Origin of the sequence: Bernardetia aquimarina, assembly GCF_042180575.1 — a bacterium.
Taxonomy (GTDB): domain Bacteria; phylum Bacteroidota; class Bacteroidia; order Cytophagales; family Bernardetiaceae; genus Bernardetia.
On record NZ_CP170094.1, the window covers coordinates 409,454 to 427,330 of the forward strand.

Below are 17,877 nucleotides of genomic sequence, written 5' to 3' on the forward strand. Positions count from 1 at the left end.
TATTAACTGGTAACTGATTTTATGGCTCTTGTCATTTCTCGTTTTGGTGGCGCACCGTCTATGCTTTCTACTTTCCAGCCTGCCGTTTTCAAATCTCGTTTGAACTGTCCTTGAGCGCAATAAGTTACCAAAACTCCGTTTTCTTTGGTTAAATCAACTACTTTTTGAAGGTTGGATAATTGCCAAACTTCGGCTTGTTTGCTAGGTGCAAAGGCATCATAAAATGTACAATCAAAATAATTTCTATTTAAATCTTCACTTTGATTTTCAAAATTATTTTTATAATTATGATTATATTCTTCTAAAGTAGTTTCTATTTTTTGTATAGAAAAATAAGGCGAAATTTCGTGTTTTTCTTCCCAACTAATTTGGTGTAGTTCATTAAAAACAGTTTTACTTTTCTCTTCCAAAAAATCTGTATAATTTAATTTTTGAGCAATCTCTAAAGGAACTGGAAAAGGTTCTAAAGAAATATATTCTATTTTTATTTTATTTTTTTGAGCAAACTCATAAGCCAAAATAGCATTTAAACCTGTCCCAAAACCAATTTCTAATATATTGACAGAAGTATAACTTTTATCTTTTAAATAATTCAATCCCTTATCTATAAAAACCCAAAGCGATTCTTGTATTGCTCCGTTGTGAGAATGATATGTTTCATTGAGGTCGTGGCGAAGAAGTGTGTGCGAACCGTCTTTACTTTCTAAAAATGAAAGTTCTAATTTCTTGGGTTCTTGTTTTTTATTCATGACTATTTTTAGAGTATTTTTGAAAATAAATGATAAACTTGTAAAGAAAAAAGTATTTTAAAGCTATTTTTTCTCACAAAAACAGAAAAAGCAAGTATTTTTAGCAATTTTTTAGCTAAAAAACTTATATATTTCAAAATATTTTGGTATTTTTGATAAATTTAGTTACTTTTATTAGATAATGCTAAAATTAAAATTTACTTAAAAGCATTTTTTATTTTTAGTAAGAGCATTCAAAATTATCTACAATTTATCAATTAATAAATTATAGTCATAATTTTTAATTATTTCTTAAAAATTATGTCTTAAAAAATACTGTTATACAAAAATTATCAATACTGTTATGTTTCTAAGCCAAAACCTACGTTATTTACGCCGTAAATCCAAAAAAAGTCAGCAAGCATTGGCTGATGAAGCCTCTATTTCTCGTGGTGCTTATTCTTCTTATGAAGAAGGAAGAGCAGAACCACGCCTTCAAACGCTACAACGATTAGCGCAAATTTTTGAAGTACAGATAGATAATTTGGTAGCTAAAAATTTGGAAGAAGAAAGTCAAGATACACCAAGCAAACGATTAGCTCGTTATGTAGCAGCCGATTCGTTGCGAGTTCTTGCCATAACTGTCGATGAAAATAATAATGAAAATATTGAAATGGTACCTGAAAAAGCAGCAGCAGGCTACACCAAAGGTTATACAGATGTGCAATATTTGAAAGACTTACCAAAATATAGACTTCCTTTTTTACCAAAAGACAGAACATACAGAGCCTTCGAAATTACAGGAGATTCAATGCTTCCTTTGCAATCAGGAACTATCGTAATTGGTGAGTATGTAACTGATTGGCACGAAGTAAAAGATGGACAAGTTTGTGTTGTTGTACTGAGAAATGAAGGTATCGTTCTCAAAAAAGTATTTAATAAAATTGCAGAAAAAGGAACTTTGCTTCTCAAATCTACAAACCCACAATACGACCCTTATGAACTAGAAATTGCAGAAGTAGGAGAAGTTTGGCGTTTTGTAGCCTATATTGGAAGAACACTTCCTCAATCTGATTTAGATGATTTGCGTACTGCTGTGCAGCGTTTAGAAGACCGTTTTCAAGAATTTACTGTAACAAATCAGTAAATTTTAATAAAAAATATAAATAAAAAACTAGATTTTAGTTTCATAATTATATAACAGTAATTACAAAAAGCACAATTCATTGAATTGCGCTTTTTTTTATGATTAAATTTCTCTATTCTAACTTTTTTTGAATAACTTGCTATAGAAAAACAATGCAACTACATATTCTCTTACCCCCTTAAAAACATTTAGACCTATGGATTTACCCAAACATTTACCTGCTCCAGAAAATAAATTAATTTATGATGTTAATGTTAGCACAAATGATTCCTTGCGTATTTATTATAATGAAAAAGCAAATTGTATAATTACTCGCAGTATTGGTTTTGTTTATGATATGGAGTTAAAGACTTTTTTAGATAAAATTCTCATTTTTTTAAAAGAAAAAAACACAAATAAGTTAATCGTAGATTTGACTTATCGCCAAACTTACACAGATGAAGACCAAAATTGGATAGACACAAACTGGTTTCCTCGTGCCTTACAAGCTGGACTTACTTATTTTGGTTATGTTATACCTAATGATTTATTTATGCAAATGTCTGCCGATGAAATTTTGGTAAAGCGAAAAGGGAGTGTCAATGTTATTCCTTTTGGAAATTTGGAAAAAGCAGTCGAATGGATAAAAATACAAGGAAAATAAAACCTTATCTAACTTAAAAAGTTAGTAAACTACCTTGAAAACCTGTTTTAGTATCATAATACAATGCAGGAAATGGAATTTTTATTCCATCCAAAGCTCCAAAAAGTAATTTCAATCCTTTTCGTTTGGTTTTTATTTGACTCCAGTTTATATCCAAAGAAAAATAAAAAGTGCGTGAACTATAATAACCATTTTCATTATTTTGTTTTTCACTCCCATACACCATAGTATTTGCACCATAACCAACTGAAAAGGCTAACCATTTTGGAAAACTCGTTTTTGTATCTTGATAAATCCCTTTATTTATCTGATTTGACCATAAAGCAGGACTAGAAGAAAGCCAATATATTTGTCCGTTGTAATCTTTTATAATCTTTGTAGGCAGGTTTTCACCCAATGTATTCGGACGTAAAGCTGAGTAAGAAGTCGGAGAAAACGAAAATTTAAGTTGAATGCGTTGTTCTTTAAAAGCAATTTGTTGAGATAAAAATAATAAAGAGCCTGTTCCATTTGCTATCAAATCACCATAACTTGCTCCATAAGTAGGAGAAAACCCATCAAAAACTTCGATAGGAAGCATTAACCAAAAACCAGTCGTAGAAGCCCAAAGAGCTGTTTTTTCTGAATAATTTAGTTTTTTGAGAGAATAATAACTTACTTTTCCTAACTGATACGAAGTATAAGCATGCCCAAATTTGTCAAGCTTATTCCATTGTTTATTATCATTAAAAAAATGAAATGAAGTTTGATTTTCATTTTTATACCAACTTTGATATAAAAAAGTCATTCCTCCAATATAAGTAGTTGTTGCTATTGTTGGTAAAAGCCATTTTTTAGTTTGTGACGTTTCTGAAGTAGAATCTTTTTCAAAAAATGAAGTCGTTTTTTTTAATGTATTTTTTTTTAATGTATCTTCCTCAAATTGTATATTTTGTATATTCTGAGAAAAAGACGGAAAATAAAGGAATAAAAACAGAAAAAAGGCAAGAATATTGAATTTAGAGCAAGTAGAATAAAACATTAAAAATTATTTTTTAGTTTTTTTTTAATTCGAATCAATATACATCTATTTTTAATCCAAAAATTGGTTTATTCAGAAAAAATAGTTTACTTTGTGTAAAAAAAACACTAAGAAATAACAAAACGAAAAAATACTCATTTACTTAATACTTCTTTTATGTATAGCTACGAATACCCACGTCCTTCTGTTACTGTAGATTGTGTCATTTTTGCTTGGGACAGTGAGAACTCTGACTTAAAAGTGCTTTTGATAGAACGAGCGCACGACCCTTTTGCAGGAAAATGGGCATTCCCTGGTGGTTTTGTAGATATGGATGAAGATTTGGAAACGGCTGCACGACGAGAATTGGAAGAGGAAACAGGGATGAATGACCTTTTTATGGAGCAACTTTATACGTTTGGTGCGCCAAACCGTGATCCTAGAGGACGGGTAATTAGTGTAGCTTATTATGCTTTAGTAAGTCTAGCACATCATGCAGACCAAATAAAAGCAGCTTCTGATGCTGCTGATACCCAATGGATTAATATAAAAGACCTTTCAGAAATTGAGCTTGCCTTTGACCATCAAGAAGTAATGAAAATAGCTTTGGAAAGATTGCGTGGAAAAGTACGTTATCAACCGATTGGTTTTGAGCTTTTGCCCGAAAAATTCCCTCTTTCTCAACTTCAAATTTTGTACGAGCAAGTTTTAGGAATGACACTTGACAAACGAAATTTTAGAAGAAAAATATTGAAAACAAAATTAGTTCTTCCTTTAGATGAATATCAACAAAACGTTTCGCATCGTGCAGCCCAACTCTATAAATTTGATAAAGATAAATACGAACAAGTGGTAAAAGAAGGATTTGTATTTGAAATTTAATGATAATTACAGGATAAATACAAATCAAACAAAAACGTATTTTCATTCTCTGTGTTCCTCTGTGAGCTTTGTATTTTAAAAAAAGTAGGGTACAGTAATTCCGTATAAAACCTCTATTTTCTCTTTTCCATTTTACCAATCTGAATATTGAGTGCTTTTACAGAAATTTGTATTTCAATAACCGACAAAGACAGGGAAAGCATCAGCAAAACCAAACTGATACCGAATAGCCATTGTCCAATCTCCATTTGTTCCCAAAAAAGAGCAAACATAGAAATTACACATAAAAGCAAACTAAAAACGCCCAAAAACTGCATATTTCGAATCAAATAAACTCGCTTACGAAGATTTCTGATTTGTTCTATCAAAATTTTATTGGGTTCGTTTTCATATTTTTCATGTAAATTTCGAATAAGTGTAGCGATTGCCAAAAAACGATTGGTATAAGCCAATAAAAGCAACGAAATTGCAGGAAAAAGTAAAGCAGGGGTAGTAAGGCTGATTTCCATATAATATATATTTTTTAAAAGTTGATTAAATTATAGAATCCAAAATCAAATTAAGATGCTGTTGTTGGTATTTTAGCGTAGCGACACCAACAACATTATGCACCCACAAATTCAGTACAAAGAAAAAGGAATATTATTTGCTATTCTAAATTATGCCTTATAAAAAATCAAAAAAGTTATATTTTCACTCAACTCACTCTCATTTAAAATCCTTTCTAATGACTTTTATTTCAAAAAATAATTTCAAAAAACTTATTTTATTATTTTTTCTTTGTGTAGGAATACTTTTTATGCCTTCTCTCGTTTTGGCACAGGATACAAATAATGATGGTTGGGATACATCTCCAGAAGAAAACACTTCCCCCAAAATTGATACTACTATTGTAGAAAGAAAGGCTCTTTTGGCGTATGGAGGAGATTCTATTCGGATAGCAAGTGTTGAAGGGTTATTAGGTGTTTTGAATGATACAAATGCTACGATTGTTCCTTTTCAATATGAAAAAATTAGTTTTTTTGAAGGCGAAGATTCTACGTGTACACGTTGGGAAGGAACTTTATTAGTGCAAAGCAGAGGAAAATATGGTGTTTTGGATGCAACAGGAAAACCACTTACAGCACTTTATGAAAAAATAGAATTTATGCCCGAAACATGCCAAAGTGCAAGTGGAAAAACAAAAGTGATGTTGTTTTATAATAAAGGAAAAGTAGGTTTGGCAGATGCGTATGGAAATGTAGTCATTCGTCCTTCGTATGATGAAATTGAGTTTATAAAATATTATATAACACGCTACGGAGATACAGCTAGAATTGAACGAGTTTTGAAACCTGAATTAATTACAGCCAAAAAAGCAGGGAAATATGGGCTTTTTGACCTTCATGAAAATGTTCCTCTTTTGCGTTCAGAGTATAATGCTATTGATTATTTACAAAATGTAAAAGTAGAAACGAAAAAGAAAACACACACTACTCATATTTTAAAAATAAAGCAAGGAACAAAATATGGTTTCATAACTTTGCATAATAAAGCTATTTTAGTTCCTCAATACGATTATTTGGGAGAATTTTCTACTGAAAAAGGAAAAACAACTGGAGAAGCAGAAGATTTGATTGCTTTAGTTCAAAAAGATGGAAAATGGGGTTGGATAAATTTGGAAGGAAAAGAAGTTATAAAGGTAAATTATGATGCTGCTGAGGCTTTTCGTAAAGATATTGCATTTGTCAGAAAGGGTAGAAAATGGACAGCCATTGATAGAAAAGGAAAACAAACATTAGAAGATTCGTATGAAGAAATAAAATATCTTGCCTTAGAAGCCGAACAAAATGCTTTTTTCAAAACACTTATCATAGCAAAACAAAAAGGAAAATACGGAATTTTGGACATAGAAGGCAAAACTCTCCTAGATTTTGAATATGATAAAATAGCATTTGTTCCTGAAAAATTTGGTTTTAATGTCGAAATAAATGGAGAAGAAAAATTTGTAAACTTGAAAAAGAAGTAGTAAAAAATTCGTGATTAAAAAAAAGAATAAACAAATTCTTATCTTTAGAAAAAAGCATTTCGCTTTTTTAAAATCACTAATCGTTTATCTATGAAAACAAATACACTTTTAACCGTTTTTATCCTGTTGCTTTTTCTTCTATCTCTATCAATTTGTAAAGCACAATCTATTTATACAAACGAACCTTCGTTAGAAAATCCCTATGGTATATCAAATCCAGATGCACCAAAAGAAATTTTGGATTATGCTGATTTAATTGGAAAATGTAATTGTAAATCTGTCAGTCGCATCAATCAAACAGAATGGGCAGATACTGTTGCCATGACTTGGACTTTTAAATATATCATGGACGGAATGGCTGTTCAAGACCAGACTCTGAAAGCTGACGGCAAACATTCGGGAAGTATTCGACAATTCAATTCAGATAGTTCTCGTTGGTATGTGCATTATTATAGTAGTTCGGTTGCCATTCCAATTATGTCAGTTTGGGAAGGTAATAAAGACAAAAATGGAGATATAGTTTTGTATAAAAATCAACCTTCACCAAGTGGAGCAGATGGTTTTTACAAAATTGTATTTTCAAATATTTCTAAAGATGGCTTTGATTGGACAGGAGCTTGGGTAAACAAAGACGAATCTATCATTTATACAACTTGGAAAATAATTTGCAAAAAAGAAGCACAATTAACAGCACAGCAGGAAAAAGAAATTGTTTTGCAACATATTGATGCTTTTTCAAAAGCCTATATGAATGCTGACTTTGATGCGATTGCAAATTCGTATTCTCTTGATGCTAAAATATTTCCTAATGGTTCAGATATTATAGATGGACGAGAAGCCATAAAAGAAAAGTGGGTTATTAAAGATGGAAGCAAAATATTAAATCATAAAATAACACCTCTAGAAATTAAATTTTTGGGAGATTATGCGTATGATTTTGGTTATTATGAAGGCAAAATAGAATCAAAAGAAGGCGAAAAATCAGACTTTAAAGGCAAATATGTTATTGTTTGGAAAAAAGTAGAAGGAAAATGGAAAATGTATTTAGATATTTGGAATAGAATTTAAAACTGTTTTTTATCAACATGTTTATAGAAATTTTCTCAAACAATTCAGTTTTAATCAAGTTGGTAATTTTATAATTCATTCTATTTTTTTGAATTTATTTTTAACCTCATTTTTAACCCTAAATTATTTTTTAATTATGGCATTCGAACTTCCTAAGTTGCCTTACGCTTACAATGCTCTTGAACCAAATATCGATGAGCAAACAATGACAATTCACCACACCAAACACCATCAAGGTTATACCAATAATCTAAATGCTGCTATTGCAGGCACAGAATTGGAAGGTAAAAGTATTGAAGAAATTCTTAAAAGTGTAGGTTCTGCTAGTAAAGCCGTTCGTAATAACGGTGGTGGATACTACAATCACGACCTTTTCTGGAAAGTAATGTCGCCAAACGGTGGTGGAGAACCTTCTGGAGAATTAGCAGAAGCAATCAATAAATCATTTGGTTCTTTTGCAGACTTCAAAGCTAAATTTGAAGATGCAGCCAAAACACAATTCGGTTCGGGTTGGGCTTGGCTTATCGTAAAAGCTGATGGCTCTTTAGCTGTTACAGGAACTCCAAATCAAGACAATCCATTAATGGACATCGCTACTGAAAAAGGAACTCCTATTTTTGGAATTGATGTTTGGGAACACGCTTACTACCTCAAATATCAAAACAAACGCCCTGATTATGTAGGTGCATTTTGGAATGTAGCTAATTGGGAACAAGTAACAGAAAACTACAAAAAAGCTAAATAATTGGTTCTCTGACAATTTTTGCACTATGTCGTTGGTGAGACACCAACAACGGCAGGTTATAGCCGTTGTCGGTGTCTCCACCGACGACCACCAATATTCAAAATTCGAAAAAATCAATAAGGTGCAAAAATTGTCAAACAACCAAATAATTTATTTGTCGTTATTGGAATATCAATAATAATAAAAAATTGAAAAATCACAAAAAAGCGTTTTATCTTATGGAGATAGAACGCTTTTTTAGTATATTGGATTAAAAAAACAGAATAAAACCAATTTTTCAAACAACCTTATTCTGATGCAAGACGTATAAAAGACTTTAACAATCTACATACGCTTAAAACAATTACGAATTAAAAATTACGTTAATATTATACATAGTTTTACTAATTAATTTTTCAGTTCATAATTTCTAATTATTCTTTTTAAAAACCATTTATACCTAATTAACTTCGTTTATATGTTCAAAAAATTTGCCTCTGAAGCTCTCGGTCTTAGCGATATTGGAAAGATTATTCCTAAAAAAGATTATGATAAAGTAGAATCTGATGATTATATCTTGCACGAAGACAATGAAAAAATATTTTTTCTTATCAAGTCCAAACAAGACGAATATTGTTTTACCAATCGTGCCTTAATCCATGTGGATGGAACAAGTGCCATGAGCAAAAAACGAACACTCAAAAGATATGAATATTACAAATATCCAATTTCGAATGTTTTATTAGAAACAGCAGGAACAATAGATTTAGATGTAGAAATAAAATTCAAACTGGGAGCAAAAAGTAGTGCATCTTCAATTTCAAAAATGAGTTCTTCTTCTGATGGAGGAGCTTCTTTTTCTATTGATGTAGATAAAAATCAATTAGAACAACTAAAGGATTTGTACAAAGCACTTTATTCGATGTCGCTGATAGAAAGTAGCAATTATTCAGATTATAATGGTGCGTATGATACCATCAATAAAGCCATTCAAGTCGTTTCGAATAATAGAAGTGAGGGAGCAAATCAAGCTGAAGAATTGGAAAAAATAACCAATTATATCGATAAGTTTCTGGATGATGCAAAAGAAAAATATGTCAAAAAAGACTATTCAGATGTATTTTTGAAGTATATCAATAATTAAAAGTTTATACAAAAATTTCAATTTTACCCACGATTAAACTCGTGGGTTTTATTATGCACATTCTTAAAAAAACATTAATCCATGTTCAAGAAAATAGTCTCTTTTACTTTACAGATTTTGCTTATTGTTTTATTGACCGTTTTTACTCAAATTGGAGGAATAATTTGGTTATTGATGTGGCTACAAGTCAATTTTTTATGTACTAAAATAAAGAAAAAATCATATTCTACATATCTCAAAATAAAACTAGCCTTGTTTTTCGGTTTTTATTTTTTTGCTACATTTATGGTTGTTCCACTTGCAGCAGAGCAGTATAGTAATAGAGTTGCACTTCCAATTTTTGCAGAAAATAATATTGAACCTACCACCATTTGGACGTGTATTTTGAATAGACATTATGTAAAACCAAAACTCAAAGAGGCTTTATTTAGAATAGGAAATGATTTTGAAAAAAAATATCCTAACTCAAAAGTCAGTTATTTAGATGCTAATTTCCCATTTTCTCTTGCCTTATATAAAAACAAAGGCTTTCCACTTTTACCTCATCTTAGCCACAACGACGGCAAAAAAATAGATTTGAGTTTTTTCTATTTGGATAATGAAACTCAAGAACCTACTAATGAAAAGCCTTCTTTTTCAGGCTATGGAATTTATGAAGAACCAAAAAAGGGAGAATTCAATCAACCAGAAGCCTGTTTAAAACAAAGTTGGTACTACGAAATAGGAAAATATGCCAAAGTATATAGCAATGAAGAAGATTATTCTTTTGATAAAAAACGAACAAATTACTTAATGACTTTGATTATAAAAGAACAATCTATAAAGAAGTTTTTTTTAGAACCTCATCTCAAAAATCGTTTTAAAATTACTTCTCCAAAATGGCGTTTTCACGGTTGTAGAGCTTCTAGGCACGACGACCACGTACATATTCAGTTGTAATATTTTTCAACTATTGTCAGAGTTATTTCAGATTACCGAAAAACTACTTACAAAGTTTTAAATTAACCCTTTAAAGTCCAGAAAGAAGAACACGTAAACGTTTGATAAATCTAGGGTCTTTTGTTCCATCAATATATTCATCTTTAAGACTGTTTATATCATACTTATTTGAAAGTTTACTTTCTTGTAATTCTATAAAAAGTCTGTCTATTTCATTTCGTTCAAGTAATTCTAAAAAATAACTTGTTTTCATACTATCAGTTTCTACAATTCCCTCTAAAAGTGTAGCAATTTCTACATCTTCTGCACCGATAGCACATTCTCTTGTAGTTCTTCCTTTTTCTTGAAAGCGTTTCAAGGTACTATAATCATGCAAATGAGGTTTTGAAGAATCTTTACAATCCACACAAACACAAGGAATTTTCTGAAAAACCTCTAATTCTTCAAACTTGCTATGAATATGTTCGATATTTCTGCGAATGATAGCCAAAAGTTTGTCGGCTTGTTTTCCCCAAACTTCTATTTTTATTGTTTTGGGATTTTCTACTTCATTCAAAATTACTTTTGCAAATGTTTCTTTATCTAATTCAAGCACAACACCATTTTTCCAAAAATACTCCTCTAAAATATTTTCGTGCAGACGACAAATAAAACGACTCAAAATTCCCTTTGGCATAAAAGGATAATGATATTCAAAACGCAAATATTTAGTTTTTTCGCTTTCAAAAGTAGGTTTTATTTCTGCTACTCCTGTCGGTTCTTCTACTGGCAAACCTTCTGGAACGATATACAAATCACTATCTTGAAACTGAAAAATGAGTTCGAATTTTTCTATTAGATTTATCAAAAACTCATGTTTTTCATCAAAACGCTCATCACTCCAAATCGTGTCCAAATTATCAAAATCAAAACGTCCATTTGTTACTTTTTTGGTGTCTAAAAGCAAATACGCTGCGTCAGTTACCCATTCTGAATTGAGAACAACGGTATTTTTTAATCTTGCTTCTTCTGAAAAATGAAGAATAGAACCAATATTATGAAGTTGGTCGCTCAAAAAACCTGCATCTTCTTTCGAAACTGTATGTTTTTCACACACTTTCAAATAGTCTTTGTAGCTAATATAATCAGTTTCTTTGCTCATTTCTACAAGCTCATCACGCACAGCAACTCTGTATTTATTCCAAATTTCTCTAGTGTGTGGAAGTTCTATAAGTTGGTTTTGTATATCTGTTCTAAGTTCATTAATTCCTGTTCCTTCTTTACAAGACGTTTTATAAAAACCAATAATATTATCAAACTGCTCTTTCCATTGTTTTTGATTTACTTCGCTTACTATTTCATCTATTTTATTTTGAACGACCAAAATAGGTGCATTTTTGGAAAGTAGCGACACAATACGCAGCCAATACGCAAATTTTGATTCATCTTCTCCCTTACGAGTTTCCCACACAAAAACATAAATTGAATTTTTGGTAAGAAAAAACTGATGTGTTCCGTAGTTTATTTCCTGTCCTGCAAAATCCCAAATATGAGCTATAAAACTTATTTTTTTTTCTTCTCGCTTACAATCTACTAACTGCCAAGGTTTTACACGAATACCTGTTGTAGATTTTCTACCTTCTTTAAATTCATATTTTATTTCACTCAATGCCTCTGAAAGCTCTGTTTTTCCGACTTCTCCTACTCCTACAAAAATTAGTTTGGCTTCATTTAGTTCTCTTCTTTCTTCTTCTTTTTCTATTGATTTTAAGTGGTTTTTGACTGCTTCAAGACAATTATTAAAATGTCCTTCATATAACTCTCTAGGAATGTTTTTTATATCATTGCGACCTAGATAAAGTTCTTTTAAATCAGGCAAACAATTCAAAAATTCTAGAGAAATATTTTCGATTCGATTATCAGTTAAAAAAAGCTCTCTTAATTGTTTTAATTCTTTTAGAACTGAAATATCTGAAATTTTATTATTCCATAAAGTAAGAACTTGTAAATTTGTTATTTTTTTTAAAGATAAAATATCTGATATTCTATTGTCAGATAAATGAAGCCCTTTTAATTGTCTTAATTCCTTTAAAGCTAAAAGATCTAAAATTTTATTCTCATTTAAGTAAAGTATTTCTAATTTTTCTAATTTTTTTAAAGCTGAAATATCTGAAATTTTATTCTCAGATAAATGAAGTTCTCTTAATTGTTTTAATTCTTTTAGAACTGAAATATCTGAAATTTGATTAAAACTTAAATTCAAATTTGTTAAAATCTTTAGATTGCTCAAAAATGAAATATCTGAAATTTTATTATCAAATAAACTAAGTGATTGTACTGAGGTTAAATTTTGAATAAAAGAATAGTCTAAAATCTGATTAAAACTTAAAAAAAGTCCCTGTAATTTATTTAAGTTTTGAATAGGAGAATAATCTATAATAAGATTTGAACTTAAATCTAGATGTTTTAAATTTTTCCAGTTTTCGATAAATGAAATATCTGAAACTTTGTTGTTTTTTAAATATAGACGTTCTATTTGTGTTAGCTCTGACAAAAATAAAATATTTGTAATTATATTATCGTCTAACTTAAGCCGTAATATATGGTTTGCTCCTTGTAACTTTTCCAATATTTTTTCCTCGCCTGTAATGTTACATTTAGATAAATCTAGTGTAGTATTTTTAGCCCTCAAATTCTCTTCAATACGTCTTTCGGCTTCTTCTATATTTGCCATTTTCTTGTTTTTTAAGTAGTTAAGTAAAACCGAATATAGTTATTTTTTCTTTTTTTATAATGGAAGAAGGAAATGTTTTTTGTGGGCAAAAACTGTCGTTGGTGGGGACACCGACAACGGCAGAATCGTTAAAGAAATCAAAAATGGCAGAGTAAAAACGAATATAGTTATTTTTTCATTTTTGTAATGGGAGAAGGAAAAACTCTTTTGTATTTTTTGCCCTCAACGACACTTTTAAGCTCGTTGACGGTTGGAGATAACGCAAAAGAAACTTTTTCCTATTACTTCCTCACTTTCGTTAAAAGTTGTACTGGTTTTGATAAATCTAGAATTTCTCAAAAAAAATTATGGAATTTCTATTCCTTTTGCATCTTCTTACTAAAACAAGACAAAAATGACAGATTATTCATAAAAATTACCTAATTTACCTATTATTAATACATCAATTATGCAACTCAATTTTTTTCGTATGTGGCACTTACTTGCAGGCGCAGCACTCACGGCTGGCGCAGTTACTCTTTGGGGTTTTCGTTCAAAAACTGGCGACGAATGGCTCAAAAAATTAACAGAAATAAATACTACTTTTCAAGGCAATTACAGTTCTGAAAGAGTTTATTTACACTTAGACAAACCCTTTTACAAACCTTCCGAAACAATTTGGTTTCAAGCCTATGTCCAAGATGAAACGACTTTAGAACCTTCAAAAAGAAGTGATATTCTGCACGTCGAATTCATTGACCCAAAAGGAAACGTAGCCAAAAAACTACAACTTATTTTGGAAGAAGGCACAGCATCAGGCGAATTTGATTTAGGAGAAGATGCAGCAGGAGGACTTTATAAAATAAAAGCCTATACAAAATGGCAAGAAAATTTTGTAATAGAAGATAAAACAGCAAAAGACCAAAATGGCAATCCACTTATTTTTGAAAAAGAAATAACAGTTCAGAAAGTAGTTTTGCCTCGTCTTAAAATGAAATTAGATTTTCAAAAAGATGCTTATGGTGCAGGAGATAAAGTAAACGCTGATTTGGATTTGCAAAGCCTTACTAATGAAGCCATTGCAGACAAAGATGTTGATTTTGTAGTGAGCTTGAAAGGGCAAGTTATTTCAAAATCAAAAACCAAAACAGACGCAGAAGGAAAAACTACAATCACTTTCGAACTTCCTAAAAAACTTGACACAGCCGACGGACTTTTGAATATTTTGCTTTCTCACAACGGACAGACAGAATCTATTTCTCGTTCTATTCCTTTAGCAAATACCGTTTTTGATTTACAATTTTTTCCAGAAGGTGGAGATATTTTAGCTAATACAGCTTCAAATATAGCTTTTTGGTGTAAAGACGAATTTGGAAAACCTGCTGATGTTCAAGGAGTTGTTTTAAACAGCAAAGGAAAAGAAGTTGGTAATTTTTCATCATTTCATAAAGGAATGGGGAGTTTTGAGTTTGAAGCAAAAGAAAATGAAACTTATACAGCCAAAATCACACAACCAAAAGGAGTAGAAACGACGTATAAGTTACCTGAAACGGTAGAGATTGGTTATGGATTAAAATTAAACTTTCCTGTTTCGAAATCTGATAAAGAAAAAACGTATGACACCTCAAATTTGAAGTTTTCTATTTATTCGCCTCTAATGGAAGAAGTATTTTTGGTGGGCAAACTACGTGGAGAAATTATTTTTTCAAAGAAAGTTTCAGTCAAAAAAGGTTCAACTACTATCAATATTCCGACGGATGAAATGCCTATTGGAGTAGCTAATTTTACACTTTTTGATTCTAAAAAAATAGAACGAGCAGAGCGTTTGGTATTCTTGAATACCGACAAACAACTCAATATTGAAGTAAAATCAAACAAAGATAAATACCAACCTCGTGAAAAAGTTACGTTAGATATTAAAGTTACTGACCATAGAGGTATTCCGATGCCAGCCAATTTGTCGCTTTCTGTTGTCGATGATAAATTACTTTCTTTTGCTGATGATAAATCTAGTCATATTCTTTCGCATCTTTTATTAGAAGCTGATTTGAAAGGAGAAGTAAAAGAACCTCGTTTTTATTTTGACGATAAAGAAGAAAAATCTGCACAAGCTAGAGATTTATTGATGCTTACACACGGCTGGAGAAAATTTACTTGGGAGCAAGTGCAAAAATCGTCTATTACTCTAAAATATAATGCAGAAAAAGCAATTATTGCAGGAATTGTAAATGATGAGAATGGAAAACCTGCCAAAAATGTAAAAGTAGAAATTCAGGGAAAAGATATTTCTACCAAAACAGATAATAAAGGCTATTTTGAATTTACAAACTACAAACTCTATGAACCTATTACTTTAAAAGTTTCTAATAACTCTAAAACAATATCTCAGACTCAATATGTTACAGCCTATTCTCAAAATTATTCAATTCAGTTGTATGATGTAAAGAAGATGATGAAGCGTAGAAATGCTTTAGGAGCAGCTCCTATGATGGCAATGCAAGAAATGAGAGCAGGTGGAGCAGTAGAGGAAGATGCAGTATTTGAGGATAAAATCGTAATGGCTGAAATGCCAAAAGATGAAATGATAGTAGAAAATAACCCTATCATTGAAGAAGAAAAGGAAGAATTAATGGCAGAAGTAGTAGTAGGTGAATTACGACTTGATGATGACGAATTTGGAGAGTTTGAAGGTTTTTTCAAAGATGAAAGAAAAGAACAAAAACCAAACCTTCCAGTCATAACTTATCATCGTGCTAGAGTTTTTCCTGTCGTTGATTATTCTAAAAAAGAAGAAAGTAAACCTACATCAAGAACTGATTTTAGAAGTACCGTTTTTTGGAGTGGAAATATAAAAGTTGATGCAAAAGGAAAATCACAAGTAGAGTTTTATATGTCTGACGAAATTACTGCGTTTCGTGCTGTTTGTGAAGGAATTGCATCTGATGGAGGAATTGGAAGAACGGAAACTGTTTTTTATACACAATTACCTTTTAGTTTAGATACAAAGTTGCCTTTATTTATGTCAATGGGAGATAAAATTTCTATTCCTTTGATGTTACAAAACAATACAGAAAAAGAACTCAGTGGAACAGTTTCGGCTGATTATCCTTCTTCTTGGATTGCTGTTTCGGAAAGTAAATGGAAAAATAGAATAACCTTAAAACCGAATGAAACAAAGGTTGTCAATATGGATTTTTTGATTGAAAACGAAGCTGGAAAAGGTAAATTTATTGTTCAGTTTGTTGGGCAAAATGGCGTTCAAGACCGTTTTGAGCAAGAAGTTGAAGTCTTTTCAAAAGGATTTCCTGCTGCCATTGCTTTATCTGGAGAAAGTGCTGATAAAACTTATTCGTTTGAAATTGCAAGTCCTGTAATGGGGACAAGCAAGGCTACTTTTACGGCTTTTCCTTCTGTTTTGGACGACCTTTTGGCAGGAATTGAATCTATTTTGAGAGAGCCTTATGGTTGTTTTGAGCAAACATCATCTTCTACTTATCCAAATCTTTTGGTTATGGATTATCTTTCTGTTCAAAAAAATCTAACTACTGAACAACAAGCAGCCTTAGAAAAAGCAACAGCATTGACAGAAAAAGGCTACAAACGTTTGATTTCTTTCGAAACAAAAGACAAAGGTTACGAATGGTTTGGAGCAAATCCTGCACATGAAGCCTTGACTGCTTATGGTTTGATGGAATTTAAAGATATGGCAGCCGTTACTGGAAATTTAGTCGATGAACAAATGCTAACCAGAACGACCAACTGGTTGATGAAGCGTAAAGATGGAAAAGGTGGCTTTAAGCGTAATCCACAGGCATTAGATGCTTTTGGTGGCGCAGATGAAGACATCACAAATGCTTATATTACCTATTCACTTTCAGAAGCAGGTTTTAAGGATATTAAAGCTGAGGCAGAAGCAGCCTATCAAAATGCTACAAAATCTCAAGACCCTTATTTAATTGGACTTGTAGTAAATACTTTACAGAATTTGAATAATAAACGTTCTGAAAAACTTCTTGAAACACTTATTTCTCTACAAAAAGAAAATGGTTCTTGGGAAGGAACAAAACATTCCATTACTCGCTCAACAGGACAAGGGCTGACAGCTGAAACGACTTCTTTAGCTCTTCTTGCTTTGATGAAGTCTGACAAAAAACGAATGAATATTTTGCAAAATGGTGTAAAATATTTAGTTGGTTCTCGTTCGCCCTATGGTGGTTTTGGAAATACACAAAGTACTGTTTTGGCTCTCAAATCTTTGACTACGTATGCAAAATATGCACAAAGAACACCTGAAAATGGTGATATTGAAATTTATGTAAATGGCAAAAAAATAACAACTGCACACTACGAAGCAGGAGAACAAAATGCCATTGAAGTAGAAAATTTAGGCAAATATTTGAAGGCTGGTAAAAATACTGTTCGCATCAATTATGTAGGTGTAAAAGAACCTTTACCTTATACATTTTCGGCAGAATGGTTTACAGATTTACCAAAAAGTAGCGATAAATGCAGCGTAAAGTTAGAAACAAGTTTGGCAGAAAGTAAAGTAAAAGTAGGCGAAACAGTTAGGCTTACAACCACTTTAGAAAACACTACCAAAGAAGGTTTGCCAATGACTATTGCGATTGTAGGTTTACCGGGAGGACTTTCTGCACAACCTTGGCAGCTCAAAGAACTCATAGAAAAGAACAAAGTTGATTTTTATGAAATTCGTGAGCATAGTGTTGTTTTTTATTATCGTCAGATGATTCCAAGTGAGAAAAAAGTAATCAACCTTGACTTGAAAGCTGATTTAGCAGGAGAATATGAAGGTGCAGCTTCTTCAGCATATCTTTATTATACTTCTGAATTTAAAGACTGGAAAAAAGGCATTTCAGTTACCAGTCAGCAGTAAATAGTTAA

Annotated in this window: 13 protein-coding genes; 9 read left to right on the forward strand and 4 right to left on the reverse strand. The window is 31.3% G+C overall.

Translation table 11 applies throughout. The features are described 5' to 3' along the window. Window positions 1-2 precede the first annotated feature (2 nt). On the reverse strand, window positions 3-749 hold the full coding sequence (gene mnmD / locus ACE193_RS01655) for a tRNA (5-methylaminomethyl-2-thiouridine)(34)-methyltransferase MnmD (protein ID WP_375561283.1): 747 nt from the start codon (window positions 747-749) through the stop codon (window positions 3-5). Between the two features lie 343 nt (window positions 750-1,092). On the opposite strand from mnmD, the gene ACE193_RS01660 reads away from it, so the two are divergent. Continuing rightward, complete coding sequence (locus ACE193_RS01660) at window positions 1,093-1,875, forward strand: XRE family transcriptional regulator (protein ID WP_375561284.1); 783 nt, start codon at window positions 1,093-1,095, stop codon at window positions 1,873-1,875. A 196-nt stretch (window positions 1,876-2,071) separates the two neighbouring features. Further along, a complete protein-coding gene (locus tag ACE193_RS01665) occupies window positions 2,072-2,518 on the forward strand; it encodes a hypothetical protein (protein ID WP_375561285.1) in 447 nt (148 codons plus the stop codon). A gap of 13 nt (window positions 2,519-2,531) precedes the next feature. On the opposite strand, the gene ACE193_RS01670 is transcribed toward ACE193_RS01665, so the two are convergent. Continuing rightward, window positions 2,532-3,539 (reverse strand): DUF2279 domain-containing protein, encoded by a 1,008-nt coding sequence (locus tag ACE193_RS01670; protein ID WP_375561286.1) that lies wholly within the window; start codon window positions 3,537-3,539, stop codon window positions 2,532-2,534. Window positions 3,540-3,695: 156 nt separating this feature from the next. Between ACE193_RS01670 and ACE193_RS01675 the strand changes: the two genes are divergently transcribed. Next, window positions 3,696-4,400: an NUDIX domain-containing protein gene (locus ACE193_RS01675; protein WP_375561287.1), complete on the forward strand. Its 705-nt coding sequence runs from the start codon at window positions 3,696-3,698 to the stop codon at window positions 4,398-4,400. Between the two features lie 113 nt (window positions 4,401-4,513). Here ACE193_RS01675 and ACE193_RS01680 read toward each other — a convergent pair whose 3' ends face one another. Next, window positions 4,514-4,909, reverse strand: a complete 396-nt coding sequence (locus tag ACE193_RS01680; RefSeq protein WP_375561288.1) for a DUF2721 domain-containing protein — start codon at window positions 4,907-4,909, stop codon at window positions 4,514-4,516. 218 nt (window positions 4,910-5,127) lie between these two features. Between ACE193_RS01680 and ACE193_RS01685 the strand changes: the two genes are divergently transcribed. The 5 genes from ACE193_RS01685 to ACE193_RS01705 all read left to right on the forward strand — a co-directional run bounded on the left by ACE193_RS01685 (window position 5,128) and on the right by ACE193_RS01705 (window position 10,283). Continuing rightward, window positions 5,128-6,408, forward strand: coding sequence for a WG repeat-containing protein (locus ACE193_RS01685; RefSeq protein ID WP_375561289.1), 1,281 nt, complete (start codon window positions 5,128-5,130; stop codon window positions 6,406-6,408). Window positions 6,409-6,498: 90 nt separating this feature from the next. After that, on the forward strand, window positions 6,499-7,476 hold the full coding sequence (locus tag ACE193_RS01690; RefSeq protein ID WP_375561290.1) for a YybH family protein: 978 nt from the start codon (window positions 6,499-6,501) through the stop codon (window positions 7,474-7,476). A gap of 136 nt (window positions 7,477-7,612) precedes the next feature. Then, window positions 7,613-8,221, forward strand: coding sequence for a superoxide dismutase (locus tag ACE193_RS01695; RefSeq protein WP_375561291.1), 609 nt, complete (start codon window positions 7,613-7,615; stop codon window positions 8,219-8,221). Window positions 8,222-8,678: 457 nt separating this feature from the next. After that, window positions 8,679-9,344, forward strand: coding sequence for a PH domain-containing protein (locus ACE193_RS01700; RefSeq protein WP_375561292.1), 666 nt, complete (start codon window positions 8,679-8,681; stop codon window positions 9,342-9,344). A gap of 81 nt (window positions 9,345-9,425) precedes the next feature. Next, the gene (locus ACE193_RS01705) at window positions 9,426-10,283 is read left to right on the forward strand and encodes a hypothetical protein (protein ID WP_375561293.1); all 858 of its coding nucleotides are present in this window, start codon (window positions 9,426-9,428) and stop codon (window positions 10,281-10,283) included. A gap of 70 nt (window positions 10,284-10,353) precedes the next feature. Here the strand turns inward: ACE193_RS01705 and ACE193_RS01710 are convergent, their stop codons facing one another. Continuing rightward, window positions 10,354-12,996, reverse strand: a complete 2,643-nt coding sequence (locus ACE193_RS01710) for a COR domain-containing protein (protein WP_375561294.1) — start codon at window positions 12,994-12,996, stop codon at window positions 10,354-10,356. Window positions 12,997-13,444: 448 nt separating this feature from the next. Between ACE193_RS01710 and ACE193_RS01715 the strand changes: the two genes are divergently transcribed. Further along, a complete protein-coding gene (locus ACE193_RS01715; RefSeq protein ID WP_375561295.1) occupies window positions 13,445-17,869 on the forward strand; it encodes an MG2 domain-containing protein in 4,425 nt (1,474 codons plus the stop codon). The last annotated feature ends 8 nt before the right edge of the window (window positions 17,870-17,877 follow it).

Bases quoted from the DNA above. Each gene is read 5' to 3' on its own strand.
- mnmD (WP_375561283.1), bottom strand. From the start codon at position 749: ATGAATAAAAAACAAGAACCCAAGAAATTAGAACTTTCATTTTTAGAA.
- ACE193_RS01660 (WP_375561284.1), top strand. From the start codon at position 1,093: ATGTTTCTAAGCCAAAACCTACGTTATTTACGCCGTAAATCCAAAAAA.
- ACE193_RS01665 (WP_375561285.1), top strand. From the start codon at position 2,072: ATGGATTTACCCAAACATTTACCTGCTCCAGAAAATAAATTAATTTAT.
- ACE193_RS01670 (WP_375561286.1), bottom strand. From the start codon at position 3,539: ATGTTTTATTCTACTTGCTCTAAATTCAATATTCTTGCCTTTTTTCTG.
- ACE193_RS01675 (WP_375561287.1), top strand. From the start codon at position 3,696: ATGTATAGCTACGAATACCCACGTCCTTCTGTTACTGTAGATTGTGTC.
- ACE193_RS01680 (WP_375561288.1), bottom strand. From the start codon at position 4,909: ATGGAAATCAGCCTTACTACCCCTGCTTTACTTTTTCCTGCAATTTCG.
- ACE193_RS01685 (WP_375561289.1), top strand. From the start codon at position 5,128: ATGACTTTTATTTCAAAAAATAATTTCAAAAAACTTATTTTATTATTT.
- ACE193_RS01690 (WP_375561290.1), top strand. From the start codon at position 6,499: ATGAAAACAAATACACTTTTAACCGTTTTTATCCTGTTGCTTTTTCTT.
- ACE193_RS01695 (WP_375561291.1), top strand. From the start codon at position 7,613: ATGGCATTCGAACTTCCTAAGTTGCCTTACGCTTACAATGCTCTTGAA.
- ACE193_RS01700 (WP_375561292.1), top strand. From the start codon at position 8,679: ATGTTCAAAAAATTTGCCTCTGAAGCTCTCGGTCTTAGCGATATTGGA.
- ACE193_RS01705 (WP_375561293.1), top strand. From the start codon at position 9,426: ATGTTCAAGAAAATAGTCTCTTTTACTTTACAGATTTTGCTTATTGTT.
- ACE193_RS01710 (WP_375561294.1), bottom strand. From the start codon at position 12,996: ATGGCAAATATAGAAGAAGCCGAAAGACGTATTGAAGAGAATTTGAGG.
- ACE193_RS01715 (WP_375561295.1), top strand. From the start codon at position 13,445: ATGCAACTCAATTTTTTTCGTATGTGGCACTTACTTGCAGGCGCAGCA.